General features: G+C 53.3%; 13 protein-coding genes and 2 pseudogenes. 7 read left to right on the top strand and 8 right to left on the bottom strand.

Features of this window, described 5'->3' with window-relative positions:
• Nucleotides 1-8: 8 nt before the first annotated feature.
• From GEI7105_RS0107315 to ntcA, 3 genes are all read right to left on the bottom strand, one after another.
• Entirely contained in the window at nucleotides 9-1,472 is a 1,464-nt protein-coding gene (locus GEI7105_RS0107315) for a DUF3084 family protein (RefSeq protein ID WP_017659817.1), read from the bottom strand.
• Between the two features lie 18 nt (nucleotides 1,473-1,490).
• Nucleotides 1,491-1,640, bottom strand: coding sequence for a hypothetical protein (locus GEI7105_RS38310; RefSeq protein ID WP_158413177.1), 150 nt, complete (start codon nucleotides 1,638-1,640; stop codon nucleotides 1,491-1,493).
• Between the two features lie 96 nt (nucleotides 1,641-1,736).
• The gene (ntcA, locus tag GEI7105_RS0107305; RefSeq protein ID WP_026097489.1) at nucleotides 1,737-2,408 is read right to left on the bottom strand and encodes a global nitrogen regulator NtcA; all 672 of its coding nucleotides are present in this window, start codon (nucleotides 2,406-2,408) and stop codon (nucleotides 1,737-1,739) included.
• 363 nt (nucleotides 2,409-2,771) lie between these two features.
• Between ntcA and fabI the strand changes: the two genes are divergently transcribed.
• Nucleotides 2,772-3,548, top strand: coding sequence for an enoyl-ACP reductase FabI (gene fabI, locus GEI7105_RS0107300; protein ID WP_017659814.1), 777 nt, complete (start codon nucleotides 2,772-2,774; stop codon nucleotides 3,546-3,548).
• Between the two features lie 194 nt (nucleotides 3,549-3,742).
• A complete protein-coding gene (gene leuS / locus GEI7105_RS0107295) occupies nucleotides 3,743-6,313 on the top strand; it encodes a leucine--tRNA ligase (protein ID WP_017659813.1) in 2,571 nt (856 codons plus the stop codon).
• A 125-nt stretch (nucleotides 6,314-6,438) separates the two neighbouring features.
• Here leuS and GEI7105_RS39745 read toward each other — a convergent pair.
• The 3 genes and pseudogenes from GEI7105_RS39745 to GEI7105_RS0107280 all read right to left on the bottom strand — a co-directional run.
• Nucleotides 6,439-6,576: pseudogene (locus GEI7105_RS39745) on the bottom strand (RNA-guided endonuclease TnpB family protein); the annotation flags it as partial.
• A 15-nt stretch (nucleotides 6,577-6,591) separates the two neighbouring features.
• Nucleotides 6,592-8,395, bottom strand: a pseudogene (gene ltrA, locus GEI7105_RS29530) (group II intron reverse transcriptase/maturase).
• A gap of 1,106 nt (nucleotides 8,396-9,501) precedes the next feature.
• Nucleotides 9,502-10,101 (bottom strand): DJ-1/PfpI family protein, encoded by a 600-nt coding sequence (locus GEI7105_RS0107280; RefSeq protein ID WP_017659811.1) that lies wholly within the window; start codon nucleotides 10,099-10,101, stop codon nucleotides 9,502-9,504.
• 178 nt (nucleotides 10,102-10,279) lie between these two features.
• Between GEI7105_RS0107280 and GEI7105_RS0107275 the strand changes: the two genes are divergently transcribed.
• Nucleotides 10,280-10,489: a TOBE domain-containing protein gene (locus GEI7105_RS0107275; protein ID WP_017659810.1), complete on the top strand. Its 210-nt coding sequence runs from the start codon at nucleotides 10,280-10,282 to the stop codon at nucleotides 10,487-10,489.
• A 698-nt stretch (nucleotides 10,490-11,187) separates the two neighbouring features.
• Here GEI7105_RS0107275 and GEI7105_RS0107270 read toward each other — a convergent pair.
• Nucleotides 11,188-13,227 (bottom strand): serine/threonine-protein kinase, encoded by a 2,040-nt coding sequence (locus GEI7105_RS0107270; protein WP_017659809.1) that lies wholly within the window; start codon nucleotides 13,225-13,227, stop codon nucleotides 11,188-11,190.
• 382 nt (nucleotides 13,228-13,609) lie between these two features.
• Here GEI7105_RS0107270 and GEI7105_RS0107260 point away from each other — a divergent pair, with 382 nt between their 5' ends.
• The 3 genes from GEI7105_RS0107260 to GEI7105_RS0107250 all read left to right on the top strand — a co-directional run bounded on the left by GEI7105_RS0107260 (nucleotide 13,610) and on the right by GEI7105_RS0107250 (nucleotide 16,008).
• Nucleotides 13,610-14,395, top strand: a complete 786-nt coding sequence (locus tag GEI7105_RS0107260) for an HAD family hydrolase (protein ID WP_017659807.1) — start codon at nucleotides 13,610-13,612, stop codon at nucleotides 14,393-14,395.
• Nucleotides 14,396-14,478: 83 nt separating this feature from the next.
• Nucleotides 14,479-14,847 carry a TraX family protein gene (locus GEI7105_RS0107255; RefSeq protein ID WP_017659806.1) on the top strand — a complete coding sequence of 123 codons (369 nt, stop codon included), beginning with the start codon at nucleotides 14,479-14,481 and terminating at the stop codon, nucleotides 14,845-14,847.
• Between the two features lie 246 nt (nucleotides 14,848-15,093).
• Nucleotides 15,094-16,008 (top strand): ABC transporter permease, encoded by a 915-nt coding sequence (locus tag GEI7105_RS0107250; protein ID WP_035492465.1) that lies wholly within the window; start codon nucleotides 15,094-15,096, stop codon nucleotides 16,006-16,008.
• A gap of 515 nt (nucleotides 16,009-16,523) precedes the next feature.
• Here GEI7105_RS0107250 and GEI7105_RS29525 read toward each other — a convergent pair.
• Nucleotides 16,524-16,964, bottom strand: a complete 441-nt coding sequence (locus GEI7105_RS29525) for a thiol-disulfide oxidoreductase DCC family protein (protein WP_017659804.1) — start codon at nucleotides 16,962-16,964, stop codon at nucleotides 16,524-16,526.
• Nucleotides 16,965-17,254: 290 nt separating this feature from the next.
• On the opposite strand from GEI7105_RS29525, the gene GEI7105_RS0107240 reads away from it, so the two are divergent.
• The gene (locus GEI7105_RS0107240) at nucleotides 17,255-18,481 is read left to right on the top strand and encodes a BaiN/RdsA family NAD(P)/FAD-dependent oxidoreductase (protein ID WP_017659803.1); all 1,227 of its coding nucleotides are present in this window, start codon (nucleotides 17,255-17,257) and stop codon (nucleotides 18,479-18,481) included.
• The last annotated feature ends 14 nt before the right edge of the window (nucleotides 18,482-18,495 follow it).

The raw sequence follows: 18,495 nt of genomic DNA, 5'->3' as shown, positions 1-18,495 counted from the left end.
CTTCGCCCTCACTGGCTTTCGCGCTCCGATTCGGTCGTTTCTAAGAGCGCTTCGCCGTTGCGAACGACGACTAAATCTAACCGCAACAAACTCGACGTATAGGTCAAATTTCGGGCGATCGCTCGCACTTCGATGTTTCCCTCGAGTTCGCTGGCTGCGTCCAAAAACGCCGTCACCGTTTCCGGGCGACCGTCGCCGATTTCGATGCGTTCGGCTAAGATCCCCTGACGTTGAGCTTGAAATCGCGCCGCTTCGACTAACCAATATATCTTTTCGATCGCCCCTTCCGGTGTCGTCTCGTCGAGGTCGATCGTCGTCGCCACGATAACTTCTCCTTCCTCAAAGACGATTTCGTTTCGCATCACCTCGAAAAACACCTGAACGTTTTCCTCGCCCAAGATGTAGTTTCCCGCCGACAGGACGCGAACCACGTATTCTCGAGCGTCAGACAGGCGATCGACCAACTGCTCTAACTCCGATCGCGCAATCTGCACCGTAGGTTCTTCCGGTTCGTCTACCCCCGGACGCGTCAGTTGTACCGCCACCCGGTTGGCTTCCTGAAGCAACGCCAACACCGCGCGATCGGCTTTGTCCGGGTCGGTGACGCGCACCGTTGCAGAGGCTAACACCTGTCCGCGACCGATGGCCACGCGGCGCTCCCGCAAGAGCTGAAAATTCTGTTCGAGCGATCGCACCTGACGTTCGAGCAACTGCTGTTGTAGCTCCAATTCAGCTAAAAGCCCTTCCCGCTGAGCGAGCAACCGTTCCTGTTGGCTCAATTCCCGTTCCTGTCGCGCCAACAACGCTTGGTTGCGCTGGATTTCGCGATCGCGCAACGCCAACTGCGCCCGGACGCGCTCGGTTCGCGCGATCAGTTCCTGACGTTCGGCTTGTAACTGGGCGATTTCCCCTTCAAGCGTCGCCTTTTGCGACAGCGTCTGACTCAACTGCTCCTCGATGCGGGCGATTTCGACTTCCGCCTCTCGCCGCAGCACCTCCGCCTCTTGAAGTCGCGTCTCCGTTCGCGCCAACTGCTCCTCCGTCAGCACTTGCTGCTCGAGAACCTCGGACAATTCCTGAGATACTGTTTCTAAGGCGCGATCGAGCGATCGCAACTGCTGCTGAACCTGTTGCTGGCGTCGGCGAGCCTCGACTAAGTCTTCTTCGACTTTTTCCTTTTGCTGCTGGGTTTGCTGGAAGTCCCGCCGGGCCGAATACAAATCCTGTTGAATTTCCTCTAGCTCGAACAATCCCGTCCGTAGCTGCTTGTCCACCGCCAGTAAAATTCCCAACGTCGACGCCGAAATTAGTCCTCCCGTAACGATCGTAACCAACGTCGCGGTTTTGCGCGGTCGCAGGTTGAACAAACTCAACCGAGCTTTTCCCACCTTCGTTCCGATCCGATCGCCGACAGTGGCGATCGCACAACCGAGGACTAACATGGACACAATCAAAACGTATCCCGCGATCATGGTGTCCCACCACGTACTTCAAAGGGTCGTTTGGGCGAAAGAGCGACGCACCGCTGACGCGATCGCACCGCTGTCGTTCCCCTGGTCGGTTCCACGACGCAACCCCGACCGCTCGAGGCGATCGGACTGTCCGACACCCACACCCCAACAGACCCCTCGGGGGCGCATTTGGTGGTCATACCTCGCTGTTTTCCGAAACACTCCAAGCACACCGTCGCATACAAACGCGACGGATGCCATTCTACCGCTATTGTCCGAAAACGTTTACGTAAACTGCTGGCTGAGTGCGACGGGATTGTGAACGGTAATTTTTTTCTTGTGAATCGAAATCATCTTCTCCTGGCGCAGATCCCCGAGCAGGCGCGTCACCGTAACCCGCGTCGAACCGATCGCTTCGGCGATCGCCTGGTGAGAGAGCTTGAGATCGATGGTGATCCCGTCGGGGCTGGGAACGCCGAAATCCCGACATAAAATCAACAAGAAACTCACCAAGCGCGATCCCATATCTCGATGCGCCAGCGTTTCGATCATCATCTCCGTCTGCAAAATCCGAGACGACAACCCCTGCAACATCAAAATCGACAAATCCGGATCGTCTTTCAGCGCCTTTTCCACCTGGTCGATGGGAACCGACAACAGCTCGACGGGGGTAAACGCGACTGCGTGATAAAACCGATCCGAGCGATGTCCCGTAATCAGTGACAACACGCCGAAGACGCTGTTTTCCCGTAACAAGGCAACTGTAATCTCTTCTCCGGCTTCGTAAACCCGAGATAACTTCACCGCACCCTTGAGCAAAAAATACACTCGTTCGGCGGGATCGCCTGGGAAAAAGATGGTTTTCCCTCGTTCGTAAGTCTCGACGACGGGTGGAAACGTCCCGCTTCCCATCTGCCGAAACACTGCTGCTAGTGGTCTGTCTTGCATCGTTACCATCTTCCTCCCCCTGTCCAATGCGTCCGAGTCGCGTCTCGCCCGATCGATCGTAAAGACGGGGACGACTTCGGGTTAACTGGCGTACTGCCCGTCAGTGGCGGTACGCACTTTACACTACTTAAGTTGACTCTTCAAAAAAAATTGGTAAAATCCGATACGCTCCCCCTGGAGATCGACCTCGAGGCAGTCATTTCAACGAAAAGGTTCACTCACGATTGTAGAATCTTTACGCAACTGCTAGTGATATCTTGACCATATCTTAGCCGAAAGCTCGACCATCTCGAACCCGACGGCACGTCGGCGGGTAAGTCTCCCGTCGAACCCGATCGCGACTGACTACCGACGACGACACTGATTCAACTTATGCTCGATCTCACAGGAAAACACGCATTAGTAACGGGAATTGCCAACAACCGCTCGATCGCTTGGGGAATTGCCCAACAACTTCACCAAGCGGGAGCCGACCTTGGTATCACCTATCTCCCCGACGATCGCGGCCGCCACGAAAAGAAAGTCGCGAGCCTCGTCGAACCCCTCAATCCCAGTCTGTTTCTACCCTGCAACGTTCAAAACGACGACCAAACCCGCGCCCTGTTCGACGCCATTTCTGAAAAATGGGGCAAACTCGACATCCTCGTTCACTGTCTCGCCTTTGCGGGGAAAGAAGAACTCAGCGGCGATTTCAGCGATACCAGCCGCGAGGGATATCTCCGGGCGATCGAAATTAGTTCGTACTCCCTCGTCCAAATGGCGGCGTTAGCCAAACCCCTAATGGCCGATGGCGGAAGCATCATTACCCTGTCTTACCTCGGCGGCGTGCGTGTCATCCCCAACTACAACGTGATGGGAATCGCCAAAGCCGCCTTAGAAATGAACGTGCGCTATCTCGCCGACGAACTCGGTCCTCAAAACCTGCGCGTCAACGCCATTTCCGCCGGCCCCATCCGCACCCTGGCGTCTTCGGCGGTGGGTGGAATCCACGATATGCTCCGCCATTTTGAAGAACGCGCTCCCCTGCGTCGTACCGTAACCCAAACGGAAGTCGGAAACGCCGCCGCCTTCCTGTGCAGCGATTTAGCAAGTGGAATTACCGGACAGATTCTCTACGTCGATGCGGGTTACGAAATCCTCGGGATGTAAACTCTGTTCCGAACCGTTCGACGCGCGATCGAACGTTGCCGTCGAACGCAACCGATCGGAACCCCGGTATGGGTAAAATACCGGGGTTGCCTGTATCGCCGACGACTCGCGATCGCCACCTCTGACGCGATCGAGCCCAATGTGCCAAAATAAACGATGCACATCAGACAGAACGCCGAGCAGGAGTAATCCCCGTGGAGTCTCGATACACGCCCGCATCCCTCGAAAACAAGTGGCAAAACACCTGGGCGCAACAGCAACTCGATCGCACCCCAGACCATAACGACAAGCCCAAATTCTACGCCCTGTCCATGTTCCCCTACCCCTCTGGGAACCTGCACATGGGTCACGTGCGCGTCTACACCATCACCGACGTCATCGCGCGACTCAAGCGGATGCAAGGCTATCGCGTCCTCAACCCCATGGGATGGGACGCCTTCGGACTTCCGGCCGAAAACGCGGCGATCGATCGAGGCGTCCAACCGGCAAAATGGACGGATCGAAACATCGATCGCATGCGCCAGCAACTGCAAAGTCTGGGCATCTCCTTCGACTGGGATCGCGAAGTCACCACCTGCGCCCCCGATTACTATAAATGGACGCAGTGGATTTTCCTACAGTTCTTCGAGACCGGATTGGCCTATCAAAAAGAATCCGCCGTCAACTGGGATCCCATCGACCAGACGGTTCTGGCGAACGAACAAGTCGATAGCGAAGGTCGTTCCTGGCGCAGCGGCGCGAAAGTCGAGCGAAAACTCCTCAAACAGTGGTTCCTCAAAATCACCGACTACGCCGATCGCTTACTGTCTGACTTAGACGAACTCCCCGGCTGGCCCGATCGCGTCAAAACCATGCAGGCCAACTGGATTGGCAAATCCACAGGAGCCTATCTCGAATTTCCCATCGTCGGACGGGACGACAAAATCGGCGTCTTCACCACGCGTCCCGATACCGTGTACGGTGTAACTTACGTGGTACTCGCCCCCGAACATCCCCTGACCTTGCAAGTCACCACGAGCGATCGCCGCGACGCCGTCGAAGCCTTCATCCAAGAAGTGGGCGAAGAAAGCGAGATCGATCGCACCGCCGAAGACAAACCCAAACGGGGAATTCCCACCGGCGGAACCGCCCTCAACCCCTTCACCGGCGAAGAAATCCCCATCCTCATCGCCGATTACGTCCTCTACGAATACGGAACTGGCGCAGTCATGGGCGTTCCGGCCCACGATCGCCGCGATTTCAAATTCGCCCGCGAAAACGGCTTACCCATCAAAACCGTCATCGTTCCCGAAAACGCCGAAAACCCCGACACTGAACTCACCGACGCCTACACCGAACCCGGCGTCATGGTGAATTCGGGCCAGTTCGACGGAACCCCCTCCGAAGCCGGAAAACAAGCGATCATCGACTACGCCGAAGAACAGGGTTTTGGGAAAGCCCGCATCCAATACCGCCTGAGAGATTGGCTGATTTCCCGTCAGCGGTACTGGGGCGCACCGATTCCCATCGTCCACTGTCCCGAATGCGGGGCGATTCCCGTTCCCGAAGACCAGCTTCCGGTACAACTCCCCGAAGACGTAGAGTTTAGCGGACGCGGTCTGTCTCCGTTGGCGCAGTTAGACGAATGGATAAACGTCCCCTGTCCCAGTTGCGGAACGCCAGCCAAGCGGGAAACGGACACGATGGACACCTTCGTCGATTCCTCGTGGTACTTCCTACGCTATCCCGACGCCAACAACGACAACGCCGCCTTCGACTTGGGTAAAATTAACGATTGGATGCCCGTCGATCAATACGTCGGCGGGATCGAACACGCGATTTTACACCTGTTGTACTCGCGGTTCTTCACCAAATTTTTGAGCGATCGCTTCAACCTGAACTTTAACGAACCCTTCCAACGGTTGCTCACCCAGGGAATGGTTCAGGGGATGACCTACAAAAACCCCAAAACCGGGAAATACATCCCCATCGACCAAATTCTCAATTTGGACGATCCCAGCGATCCCGAAACCGGGGAACCGTTGGAAGTGTTTTACGAAAAAATGTCCAAATCGAAACTCAACGGCGTCGATCCGTTGCAAGTTTTGGAGAAGTACGGTGCGGACACGGCGCGGATGTTTATCCTGTTCAAAGCACCTCCCGAGAAAGATCTCGAATGGGACGACGCCGACGTAGAAGGACAGTATCGTTTCCTCAATCGCGTCTGGCGGCTGGTGACGGACTTTGCGGAAAACGGTTCTGAAATGAAAGCGGCGAACAACGACAATCTCTCGAAACCCGAGAAAGATTTACGCCGCGCCGTTCACACCGCCATTGCAGAAGTCAGCGAGGACTTACAGGGTGAGTATCAGTTCAACACGGCGGTTTCGGAGTTGATGAAACTCAGCAACGCCTTGAACGACGCCAAATGTACGGATTCCCCAGTATATGCCGAGGGAATCGAGACGTTGTTGAAGTTGCTGGCACCCTTTGCGCCGCACATGGCTGAGGAATTGTGGCATTTGTTGGGACGCCGCGACTCGATTCACCAGCAGGTTTGGCCGGAAGTGGACGAAACTGCTTTGGTGGTAGACGAGATTACCTTGGTGATTCAGGTCAACGGTAAGGTTCGCGGTAACATTCAGGTTCCGGCGGAGGCGGATAAAGCAACGTTGGAGAAGTTGGCGCGGGAGTCGGAAGCGGCGCAGCGTCACGTCGGCGATAAGGAGATTAAGAAAGTCATCGTCGTTCCGAAGCGGTTGGTGAATTTCGTGGTGCCTAAGTAGGGGCAAGATGTGGGTGCATCTCAAAAATGTAAATTTATACGAGAGAATAAGGATTTCAGCCTCCAATTCTCATATTTTTGCAAAACTGAGATGCCCCCCCGTACGACGGCGCGGGGTCGCACCGCAAACTTAAACTCTTTTCTCAGTCGTGTGTTGTACCGAAATAGCTCAGCCTTCCCCACGCCTCGATTATCCATCCAGTAACGCAAGACTTTATTGCGGATGAACTGAGTCGTCCGAATCGCCTCGTTAATTGCTTCGATTTGATAAGGATTAAACTAAGCCGGGCAGTCGCCTACCCGACTCGTCTTCAAAACCGTGCGTGAGACTTTCACCTCACACGGCTCCTCAACAACTTGGCTCTTGACATGAGTACCAAGGCTGCCGTCATTGGCAGTTTTAACATCGTGACAATGCCGATGAAGAAGTTGGAGGTTTTTATACATATCCTTTCCACCTCTCGATTTGGGGATGATATGGTCGATTTCCATCACGTCTTCTTCACGGAACGTTAGTCCGCAGTGGGCGCATTTCCCTTTCTGTTTCTTCAAGAGTTTAGATACTCTCGAAGGTATTCCAGGTTGTTTACCCATTCTTGAACTCCAATATTTCAAGTTCCCGTCATATGGGCTGGCTTCGCCTTTAACCTTTACATGGCGTACAATCGGTGTTTCGCTATGGCTTCTTAACTGCATCGGGTTTGACTCCGAGCGAGTTGCAAATGCCCAGTTATGATTGCCAATCGTTTGCCAGTATTTCCGAGCTATCCATTTTACCATCTTTTTCGGATGTCTTCCTTTACCCCCATTGGAGCAATTTCCTGAATAGAAGACTATCCATTCGAGAGAAGGCTTCCTTGGATACCACCGTTGAGTAATAGTTACTCCATCCCCTGATGACCGGGTTAAGATGCCTGATTAAGGCTTCTTGCGGTGCGGCGATGTGAGAATCGACTATCTCTTTTAATTTGTGGTAATGGGTTTGGATGGCTTTCTTGCTGGGTTTAGTGAGAGTTTTGAACCCTAGAAGCTCCCCTTTAGTATTCATTCCGGTTTTGTATTTTCCAACTTTGTGTTGCCGGATATTAAAACCGAGAAAGTCGAATCCGGGGGTTTTACCTTCCAATGTATGGGTGAGGTGAGTTTTAGCCTCTTTAAGTTCTAGCCCAATTCCTTTCAGCCACTCTTGAATGTGGTCACGGCATTTTTGAATTACATCCTGATCTTCATGGATGATTACGAAGTCGTCGGCGTATCTAATTAAGGATACTGCCTGTCTTCGGTCTCTCCGACCACTTTTTCCAGGTAGTCTTTCCATCAAGTCCTTGATGCTCTCTTCCATACCGTGTAGGGCTATATTCGCCAATAGGGGACTAATTACACCCCCTTGAGGCGTACCCTCATTCGTCGGGAATAGCTGTTTGGAGTCCATCACCCCAGCTTTCAACCATGCCCGGATTTGTCGTCTAATGGCGGGAAATGTTTCGAGCTTGTTAAGTAGACTATTATGGTCAATCCTGTCAAAGCATTTTGCAATATCGGCATCTAATACCCATTTAGGTTTGTACCTGATGGCATTGAAAATAGCTCCTATTGCATCGTGACAAGACCTCCCAGGTCTGAAGCCATAGGAGTTGGGTTCAAACACAGCTTCCCATTGTGGCTCAAGTGCCATTTTGACTAGGGCTTGAACTGCGCGGTCATACATGGTGGGTATTCCTAATGGTCTCTTTTCATCCCGACCCGGTTTAGGTATCCAAACCCGTCTTGCAGGTTTGGCTTTCGAGCCGAGTTTCAATTGACCTGCAAGGCTCATACGTGCCTTGTGTGATAGAGATTTGACCCCATCCACTCCTGCCGTCTTTTTGCCTTGATTGTCTTGTGTTACCCTTCTGACTGCTAATAGTCTGGCTGACCAGCTTTTCAGCAATAACTTTTGGAGTCCGCGAACTGTTCTTACGTCACCACGACGCTTGGCTTGATAAATCCGTTTCTGCAGACGGAATACTCGGCGTTCGACTGATTTCCAGTCTGTTTGACGCCATTCCAGTCTCACCGTACTTTTGTCAGTCGTTTTGGACATTTTCTGTTACTCAGGCTTTATCTTCCAAATTATCGTGAGTCCGTCAGCATATCCAACTCATTACAAGCTGGCGTTCGCTTCTGACTCAATCTCTCCTCTCGTTAGCTTGCGGATGGTTTCCTACTCAGGATTTCGACCTTGTTCCTGAGAGCATAACGGGAGGTTACTTCGTTCCAGATATCGATTGGTTGTGCTGTTAGGGCGCCACTCTACGCCGGGTTTGTTCTGGGTGTATGGGAGGTCAGCCCAAATTTGCCTCCCCTTTATCCTTAACCTTTTGGTTCCTGCGTGTCAGTCTAATTTCGCAGGTTGGTCGTAACGGCGCTTCAAACATGGCTTCGTTTCCTACCCGTAGGCACTTGCTCGACGGGGTAATCGTTTAGACCCGAGCTTAACCGCCTTTCATCCCCGCTTCACGGATTGATGACCAGTCGCTACCGTGGGGGAAGTGCTTTCAGCGATACACCTCGCAGGGCGGACTTTCACCGCCATCGATATCCAGTTGTCAAGGTTCTAGAGGTTAGAATACTTGCCCCGTCCACGCTTCAGGATTATCCTTCCACTTTTGGCGGGAACGAATCGCACTTTGGGGTTGACCTTGTACTCGAGAACAAACATCGTTTTACACTTGTTTGCTTATTAGTATCATCATAGCGCCTCTAATGCCGCCCTAGAAGGCTTGCACGGCTTGCACGGCTTGCACGGCTTGCACGGCTTGCACTGAGCTTGTCGAAGTGAGCTTGTCGAAGTGAGCTTGTCGAAGTGAGCTTGTCGAAGTGAGCTTGTCGAAGTGAGCTTGTCGAAGTGAGCTAAGTCGAAGGCTTGCCCTGAGCCAAGTCGAAGGCTTGCCCTGAGCCAAGTCGAAGGCTTGCCCTGAGCCAAGTCGAAGGCTTGCCCTGAGCCAAGTCGAAGGCTTGCCCTGAGCCAAGTCGAAGGCTTGCCCTGAGCCAAGTCGAAGGCTTGCCCTGAGCCAAGTCGAAGGCTTGCCCTGAGCCAAGTCGAAGGCTTGCCCTGAGCCAAGTCGAAGGGGGCGGGGCTTGAAACCCATTATTTTTGGTCAAATGGAACCGGCTTAATGGGCACGGGCAAAAGAGGGAACATCGATTCTAGACAGCGGCCGTTGCTCGATGTTCGATGCGAGTTCCCAACACCTCGAGAAACTTCGCTAACCACTGCGGATGGGCGGGCCAAGCGGGGGCGGTGACGAGATTTCCATCGACGATCGCTTCGTTGACGGGAATTTCAGCGTAAGTTCCACCCGCGAGTTCGACCTCGGGACGACAGGCGGGATAGGCCGAGCAAGTTTTACCGTGGAGAACGTCGGCCGCTGCGAGCAGTTGCGCCCCGTGACAGATCGCTGCGATCGGCTTTTTGGCGTTGGCGAAGTAGCGTACGATTTCGATAACGCGCTTGTTAAGTCGGATGTACTCGGGAGCGCGTCCGCCGGGAATCACTAGAGCGTCGTAGATTTCTGGGCGAATTTCCTCGAAACTGGCGTTGAGGGTGAAGTAATGACCCGGTTTTTCGCTGTAGGTGCGATCGCCCTCGAAATCGTGGACGGCGGTGCGAACTTTATCTCCGACTTTGGTATCCGGCGCGACAGCGTCTACGGTGTAACCCACCATTTGCAGAGCTTGAAACGGAACCATGACTTCGTAGTCTTCGACGAAATCCCCGACGAGCATCAAAATTTTTAAACCGGCCATATGACTTTACCTGATGTCTACGATACGTTTTCTTAAACGTTGATTCGAGTCTTGAGTCTAGTATGGCACGGCGATCGCGGCGGGTTGACCGATGGTTGCGATCGTAACCTAAGATACCTTTTCCCACGGGGATCTTCTACTATCATCGATCTCGATCTCATTGAATCGTTAAGCAAGCATGAAACTAACTGCTCGTAATACCCTCAAAGGTAAAGTCACCAAACTCGTTCCCGGAACTGTGAACTCGGAAATCACCCTAGAAATTGCACCGGGTATCGAAATTGTGGGAATTGTTTCAAAAGCCTCAGCAGAACGGTTAGAGTTAACAGACGGAAAAGAGGCTTACGCCATTATCAAATCAAGTAATGTTATGTTTGCAATCGAATAATCTCTTAAATCCCCGATTTACAATCAGATCGGGGTTTTAAATTAAGATAGTTTTATACAGTAATGATGACGAAAAGGTTATTCTATGGTTTGTGCTTATAATTCGCCCAAAAATGGGACTCTTCTGGACTTACCAAGCAAGAAATCGCTAGCACCCTTACTCTATAAAGTTTTTTTAAAAACTGTATAATATGGAATCCATATCCGATAAGCTAGGTTTCAAGAAGTCTTCACCACATCCCCCCTTAGCCCCCTATCCCCCCAACCATCCCCCCTTCGCCCCCCTTTGAAAGGGGGGCGAAGGGGGGATAGGGGGCATCTCAAAAATGTAAATTCATCGAATTGGGCGCACTCAATTTCCAGATCCCCGGCATCTTGGAGATGCCGGGGATCTTATACCGGAAGTGCTAATCGGGAATTTTGCCACCCCAAAGTGATGTTTTTGCAAAAGTGAGATGCACCCATAGAGGGACTTGTTGGGTTGGGCAAAACCAGTATTTTAAATTCGGATTCCGTATCAGCTCGTGTCCGATGAATTTACATTTTTGAGATGCACCCACTAATTTGACTTCTTCTGCCTTTTTCACGCCGAGTTTGACCCTCGGCATAGAGTTTTTTATTCAAACTCAAACGGGAAGTTTGTGGACTGAATTTTTCGCAAATTGGGTTTCTCGAAAACACGCTTTTTGTATCGCCGATCTAGAGGATCGAACCTTTTCCGTGCCAGTTCCACACCTTAATCGTTTTATCCCAACTGCCCGACACGATGGTTGTACCGTCCGCACTGACGGCGACACCTTGCACGGCGCCCATGTGACCCGAGAGCGTGTATCGAACGCGATAGTCGTGGAGGCTCCAGACCTTAATCGTCTTGTCGTTACTGGCGGTGACTAAGGCGCGATCGCGGGCGATGTAGGCGATCGCGTTGACATCCCACAAATGGCCCGAAAGGGTCTCGAGTTCGGTTCCAGTTTCGAGATCCCAGAGTTTTACAGTGCGGTCTTTACTCCCGCTGGCCAGTTGTTTTCCGTCTGGAGAGATCGCCACGGCCAACACCGAATTTAAATGTCCCGAGAGGGTGTGAATCAGAGTGCGATCGCGCAAGTCCCACAGGTGAATTTTATTGTCGAGTCCCCCCGTGGCCAGCCAGCGACCGTCGGGTGAGACGGCGATGGTTTTAATACTGCCCGAACGAGCGGTGAGCGTCGTACTGGCTTGGGACTGCTTCGGTTCCCAAATTTGAACGGTGCGGTCTTTACTGCCACTGGCGAGAAACGATCCATCAGCCGCAAACACCACCGACGTTACGCCGCGCAGATGTCCGCTGAGGGTGTTGATGAGCTGTCCGGTGTGAAGATTCCATAACTTTATCGTGGCGTCGTCGCTACCGCTGGCCAAGACGGCTTCGTCGGGAGAAATCGCGACGGCGTTAACAGGACGCCGATGCTGTGACAGAGTGTGCTGGAGTTTTTTCGTGCGGAGGTTCCACACCAAAATGCTGTTATCCAAACATCCCCCCACGACCCACTGTTCCCCCGGACTCAATGCTACTGAGGTAATCAGCGACGTGGGAGCGGGTAGCGTGTAGGCACAGTGCCAACCTCGAGTTGTCGGAAGGGGTGGGGCGTGGGAAATCGGCGCGATTTCGGACTCTTCCCGTCGCGTTGGAGGCGGGTCTGAGGGCAACGGACGGGAGGGATGGGGCGGTAGAGGCTGGGGTGTCGTCGTTCGCGATCGCCCCGACGAAGGCCCTTCGACGGCCGTTTCGGGGAGACGGTTTGTGGTAGGAGAGCCGGTTGCGACTGCATTCTTCACCCGCCGACGGCGAGCGGGTTTTTTCGAGTGGGGACTTTTGAAATCGCGAACGATCTCGTCGACTGACTGGTAGCGATCGACCAGTCGCTCTTGAATAGTTTTGTCGAGAATGCGTCCGAGGCGATCGCCCACCGAACGGTGTTGGGAGGCTAGTTTTTCCCGCCATCGCCAGCCCTTCAAAGGATCGAAGAGAGTATCAGGGCGAGCGTTGGTCAGCAGTTGAATGCAGGTCACGCCCAAACTGTAAATATCGCTGGCGGGATAGGCGATGCCGCTTCGCAGTTGTTCGAGAGGCGCATAGCCGACGGTTCCCACTTTCGTTCCCGGTTCGGACAGGGTGTCCCGCGTCAGTTGTTTGGACACGCCGAAATCGATAAGCATCAGCCGTCCGTCTTTTTGACGACGCAGGATGTTGACGGGGGTAATATCGCGATGGACGACTTGGTGTCGGTGAACGAAGCGCAATACTGGGAGCAACTGCGCGAAAACTTCTTTGATTTGGGCTTCGCTAAAGGCACCGTTTTGTTCGAGTTCGTGCCAGAGGGTATGACCGTCGATATATTCTTGTACCAAGTACAGGCGGGACTCTTCCTCGAAAAAGGCGAATAGGGTGGGAATGTTGGGATGTTCGCCGAGTAGAGACAGTTGCGTGGCTTCTTGATAGAACAGTTCGATGGTTTTTTCGTGGGTACTCGGGGTCGCGTCGCTCCCGGTTCCCTGGGGTAACAGTTGTTTGATGACGCAAAAGGTGTTGAGCCGATCTTCGTCTACTGCTAGGTACGTGCGACCGAACCCCCCCTGAGCTAACGGTTTGGTGGGGCGATAGCGTCCTCTAAGTTTGAGGCGAGAGCCACAACTGAGACAGTGAGTTGCGTCGTCGAGGTTCCGGGGGTGCGAACAGTCGGGGTTGAGACAAAAAATCATGGTGACGCACGCTAGCTGGGTCTATTGTTATTGTCTCCGATCGCGCAGCCCGTGTGTCAGTACGACTCGACAAACGGGTGACGTTAATACAGGAGAACTTTTGGCGGATCTAGACGTTTCCGAGCGAACCAATGCGATCGACACGTGAGTTTTTGAGCGATCGCGCACCCCCCCCGCCGATCTCCGGTTGATGCTTTCGGTTTTGGAGGATGCAACGCTCGACCCGCGATATCGGCACGTTACACCGTGGAGATCGATCGAGATCTTCACCCCATTGTAAAAACTTTCACCTGCGAACCCGCTCGAACTTTTAAGAAACTTGACAGATTGACGTGAGTTGGAAATTCGAGGAATCTAAAAAGGTCTGTATCGAGTTTGCCCGATGTCAACGACCGATCTCACTCTTACATTACTCGCTCTCGATTTCGATGGTGTGGTCTGTAACGGACTGGTGGAATATTTCCAAACGGCTTGGAAAGCCTACTGTCTTATGGCTAAACCGACGGAACTGACGCCGCCGGAGGAGTTGGCTGAAAGTTTCTATCGCCTGCGTCCGGTGGTGGAAACGGGATGGGAAATGCCCGTGGTATTACACGCAAGGCTCAAAGGCATTGAGGAAGAGCGGATTTTGCAACACTGGCCCGAACTCTGTCGCAGTTTAGTCGCCGAGGAAGGCTGGGCGGTGTCGGATTTAGCCGAAGCGGTGGACGGGGTGCGCGATCGCTCGATTGCAGACGACCTCGAGGGCTGGTTGTCGCTTCATCAATTTTATCCCGGCGTGGTGGAACGGTTGCAACAGTGGCAGTCTCGGGGGATGCCTTGGGTGATTATCACCACGAAAGAAGGGCGGTTCGTGCGATCGCTCTTGCAACAACAGGGCGTTACCTTGGCAGAGGGACAACTGTTCGGAAAGGAGGTCAAACGTCCGAAATTCGAGATTTTACGGGACTTTGTGGAGAAAGACCCCGAGTCGCGAATTTGGTTCGTGGAAGATCGTTTGAAAACCTTGCAATCGGTGGCCAGTCAAGGGGATTTAACCCACCTGCGCCTGTATCTGGCCGATTGGGGGTACAACACGGACGCGATGCGACAAGCCGCCAGGGAGAGCGATCGCGTTCGTCTGCTATCTCTTTCAGATTTCGCGCGAAATTTGGCGGACTGGCCGTGAAGATTTGTTGCTCGTCTTCCTGACGGCTCTAGCATTCACTCAACAGACGAGATACCGTAAAAAGCAGTGTGAGCGAGGCGTGTATGTTGAATTCTTTTTTCGATTTAGCCGCGTTAGCGGAGTTGTCGCGAATTCACTGTGTTGGTATTTGTGCGGTGTTGGTGCCGAGTAACCTGTTGGCAACTTTGGCGACTATGGTACTGACGGCGATCGCGCGATCGCCCTGGCAACGGTGGATGTCTGCGGGAATTGCCAGTCTGTTAGCGGTGGCGATGGTTCTGCACGTTTGGACGTGGTTCGCGATCGGGGTCGTGCGCGTTCCCACCTTCGTTTTACTCGCCTTAGCCAGTCTGTGTTTGGGCTTGAACGCTTGGGCTGTCTTCGACCCCCAAACCTTTGTCAAACTGTATCGCTGGGGGGAAATTCAGGTGAGAGTGAAGAGTGGAGAGTGAAGAGTTAAGACAGTCGTAATCGTAGTCGTAGTCGTAGGGTGCGTGACCTGAAATATAGGGTGTAAATCCTTAGACCGATAAATCGTCACGCACCGCCAATGTACACCGCCAACAGACAAGGATGCGTGACTTAAAGATACGAGAACTATGCTGTAAACCAACGACTCGTCACGCACCGACTCCCCAGGTGTCTTCCTTGTCTTCCCTTCTCCTTCTCCCCCTCTCCCCTTCTCCCCTTCTCCCCACATGGTCACTCCGTCTCCGGTTGCTGTCTCTCAAATGCCCCATCGATCGCTGTGGGGAGATGCGTGGCGACGGTTTCGCCGCGATCGCACGGCGGTTTTGGGTTCGATCGTGTTGGGCGTTATCGTCTTCGGAGCGATCTTCGGGCCGCTGCTGTACGATGTCCCCATCGGTGAAATTGACTTCGGGCGATCGAGTCTTCCGCCAAGTGGAGAACATCCCTTCGGAACCAACGATTTGGGACAAGACCAACTCGCTCGGGTTCTGTGGGGCGGCCGCGTTTCGCTGTCAGTGGGAGTTGCGGCGATGGTGGTGTCGATGGGATTGGGAATTTTCGTCGGGGCGATCGCGGGATTTTATGGAAAATGGCTCGACGGACTGTTGATGCGGGTAACGGATTTGTTTTTGGCGTTGCCGCAACTGCCATTGTTGCTGTTAATTGTCTATTTGTTTCGCGATTCTCTCAAAGCGATCGCCGGTCCGGAATTGGGAGTTTTTCTCCTCATCGTCGTGGTGATTGGTAGCCTCAACTGGATGTCGGTGGCGAGGTTGATTCGGGCGGAATTTCTCTCGTTGCGAGAAACGAACTTCGTAGCGGCGGCCCGTGCGTTGGGAGCGACGCCGAGTCGCTTGATTTGGGTTCACCTGTTTCCGAACGTTTTGGGAACGGCGATCGTTGCGGCCACGTTAGCCGTCGGACGTGCCATTTTAATTGAATCGACGTTGAGTTTTCTCGGATTGGGGTTTCCGCCAGACGTTCCCACTTGGGGGCGAATGTTGTTCGACGCGCAAAACTATTTGGAATCCGCCCCCCACATGGCGATTTTCCCCGGTTTGGCGATTTTTCTGACGGTGTTGAGTATTAATTTTATTGGTGATGGGTTACGGGATGCCCTCGATCCCCAGAGTCGGCGTTGAACAAGAATAGCGACGCATTCAACCACATAGGAACAGGTGGGGGTTAAGGAGCGGCAAGTGGTAGAATAACCTCATCTTGAGGGGTACGGTAAAGGGCAGACCAGATTCCGAAACACCTGGAGACACGACCTCTCAACGAAAGGTAGAATACCCTGTCAATCCTCTGTAGTCGGTTCATCTACGTCAGACTCTAGGTCAACACTCCAGACAGTTTTTGACTGACAACGAGAGAATGCGGGTTTCAGCGCTTGCCTAGAAAAATGTCCGGACTATTGCTAGGTAAAAGTTGCTCAAATCCCAGCCCCATAGCGGAAACGACTTGGGGGAACTGACGGGCTAAAGTTCCCGTGGTTCGGTGAGAATGCCACCTGTCGCGAGGGTTAACACCTTGTAATCAGACACCATCACTTCGCGCCAGCAAGTGATGGAGCATTCATTAGCAGGGGAGTAAGGGAACAGGGGAGAGGAGGAGCTTCTTCAGTGAAGAAGGAAGAGGGAAGAGTGGGGAGTTCTCCTCATCCGATCGTCTCCTCACTGGAGACTGGAGACTGGTGACTGTTTTCATCTCCCGCCAGGGGATATTTCGATCGATAGGTCTCTTCGCGTCTGCCAAACCAATCGTAGCGGTTATCGCGAACCTGTTCGTAAACGCGATCGCCAGTAGATTTCAACCCCGGTAACTGGCGATACGCCGATACGAACGCCTCTCCCCCCGGAAGCAACTGTCCGATTTCTTCGGCGGCGTCGCTCCCTTGCCAGCGGCGCTCGGGGTTGTCGCGATCGAGTAAAATCATTCCCAACTCGCACCCTTGGGGGGTAATGTCGTAGCGATCGAGCAGGGTTTCGTCTTGCATGGGAGCGTAGCGAAAGCGGGTTCCGCGATCGAGATTCTCCAACAACTGCACCAACGTCACGCAAAGGTTGCAGTTACCGTCGTAAATCACCAAATAAGACATTTCGCTGTTCGGGTTTCGGTTCTCTTTATTTTGGCGTAGAAGACGGTGCGTTACGCGGGAGCGAGATTTATCTGATACCAGCTCCCTGGTTTCCCCCGCGTGACGTACACTACCCAACTGTTTGGCTGCTCGCTGTAAGCGGTGCGTGACGCGGGATTTACATTGGGTTTTTCAGCGGTAACGTGGGATTGCCCGCGTCACGCCCCCTACGACTCTAACTGAGCTTGTTCTAGATACCGGGTTTGTTAAAGGGCATACTTTAATATATTTGCGGTATTTTTTGATTTCTCTTGAACGAGCCTCTTTCTATTCTGGTTGTCGGTGGCGGTGCGGCGGGATTTTTCGGTGCGATCGCCTGTGCGACAGCGAATCCCCAACATCGCGTCACCCTCCTCGAAGCCAGTCGCAAACCGTTGCATAAGGTTCGCATTTCTGGCGGCGGACGTTGTAACGTCACTCACGCCTGTTTCGATGCGGCGTCGTTGGTGAAACACTATCCTCGCGGCGGAAAAGCACTACGAGGGGCGTTTACCCGGTTTCAACCTCGAGATACTGTCGAGTGGTTCGCCAAACGGGGTGTCAAATTGAAAACGGAAGCTGACGGACGGATGTTTCCCACCACTGACGATTCGGAAACCATCGTGCAATGTTTGCTCAAAGAAGCCCGCGAAACGGGGGTTCGGTTGCGGTTGCAGTCTCCCGTGTCGTCTGTGAGTTGGGAGGGAACGGGATTTCGGGTGAGGTTGAAAAACGGCGAAACTTGCTACGGCGATCGCTTGTTACTGGCGACGGGGAGCCATCCGAAAGGATATCAATTCGCTCGGGATTTGGGACATTCGATCGCCCCTCCCGTTCCGTCTTTGTTTACCTTTAATATTGACGAGCCGAAATTGCACGAACTGGCTGGCGTCTCCGTTCCCGAGGCGACGGTTCGACTTCCCGAAGCGAAACTCACTCAATCGGGGCCGGTGTTGGTGACGCATTGGGGGTTCAGCGGCCCGGCGATTTTGAAACTCTCGGCGTGGGGGGCGCGATTTTTGTGCGATCGCAACTATCGCAGTCCCCTTCTCGTCAACTGGCTACCCCAGGAAAACCCCGAAACTCTGCGACAACATCTCCTTTCCGTCAAAACTCGGGAAAGCCGGAAAGCGATCGCAACCTTTTCGCCGGTCGCGTTACCTCGGCGATTGTGGTTGTATCATCTGACGAGAGCCAATATCGACGGAAAAAAACGCTGGGCGGAACTCTCGAAAAAAGAAATGGCGCGTTTGGTGCGTCACCTGCTGCAAGACGAGTATGCCGTAACGGGGAAAGGTATATTTAAAGACGAGTTCGTCACCTGCGGCGGCGTCAACTTGAAAGAGGTCAATTTCAAAACTCTCGAAAGTCGCCGTTGTCCGAACTTGTATTTCGCCGGAGAACTTCTCGATATCGACGGCGTAACGGGAGGCTTTAATTTCCAAAACGCCTGGACGACGAGTTGGCTGGCGGGAAATGCAATGGCGGCGATGGGATGAGGAGATGATGAGAT

This window comes from Baaleninema simplex PCC 7105 (genome assembly GCF_000332355.1).
GTDB classification, from domain to species: Bacteria; Cyanobacteriota; Cyanobacteriia; order Cyanobacteriales; family Geitlerinemataceae; genus Baaleninema; species Baaleninema simplex.
Note: the sequence above shows the minus strand (reverse complement) of the source record. Positions and strands in the feature narration are given on the sequence as shown.

Excerpts from the sequence above, each read along its gene's own strand:
- ntcA (WP_026097489.1), bottom strand. The coding sequence starts at position 2,408 with ATGGTAACGATGCAAGACAGACCACTAGCAGCAGTGTTTCGGCAGATG.
- GEI7105_RS0107315 (WP_017659817.1), bottom strand. The coding sequence starts at position 1,472 with ATGATCGCGGGATACGTTTTGATTGTGTCCATGTTAGTCCTCGGTTGT.
- GEI7105_RS29525 (WP_017659804.1), bottom strand. The coding sequence starts at position 16,964 with ATGTCTTATTTGGTGATTTACGACGGTAACTGCAACCTTTGCGTGACG.
- GEI7105_RS38310 (WP_158413177.1), bottom strand. The coding sequence starts at position 1,640 with ATGCGCCCCCGAGGGGTCTGTTGGGGTGTGGGTGTCGGACAGTCCGAT.
- GEI7105_RS0107255 (WP_017659806.1), top strand. The coding sequence starts at position 14,479 with ATGTTGAATTCTTTTTTCGATTTAGCCGCGTTAGCGGAGTTGTCGCGA.
- GEI7105_RS0107250 (WP_035492465.1), top strand. The coding sequence starts at position 15,094 with ATGGTCACTCCGTCTCCGGTTGCTGTCTCTCAAATGCCCCATCGATCG.
- fabI (WP_017659814.1), top strand. The coding sequence starts at position 2,772 with ATGCTCGATCTCACAGGAAAACACGCATTAGTAACGGGAATTGCCAAC.
- GEI7105_RS0107280 (WP_017659811.1), bottom strand. The coding sequence starts at position 10,101 with ATGGCCGGTTTAAAAATTTTGATGCTCGTCGGGGATTTCGTCGAAGAC.
- GEI7105_RS0107260 (WP_017659807.1), top strand. The coding sequence starts at position 13,610 with ATGTCAACGACCGATCTCACTCTTACATTACTCGCTCTCGATTTCGAT.
- GEI7105_RS0107275 (WP_017659810.1), top strand. The coding sequence starts at position 10,280 with ATGAAACTAACTGCTCGTAATACCCTCAAAGGTAAAGTCACCAAACTC.
- GEI7105_RS0107270 (WP_017659809.1), bottom strand. The coding sequence starts at position 13,227 with ATGATTTTTTGTCTCAACCCCGACTGTTCGCACCCCCGGAACCTCGAC.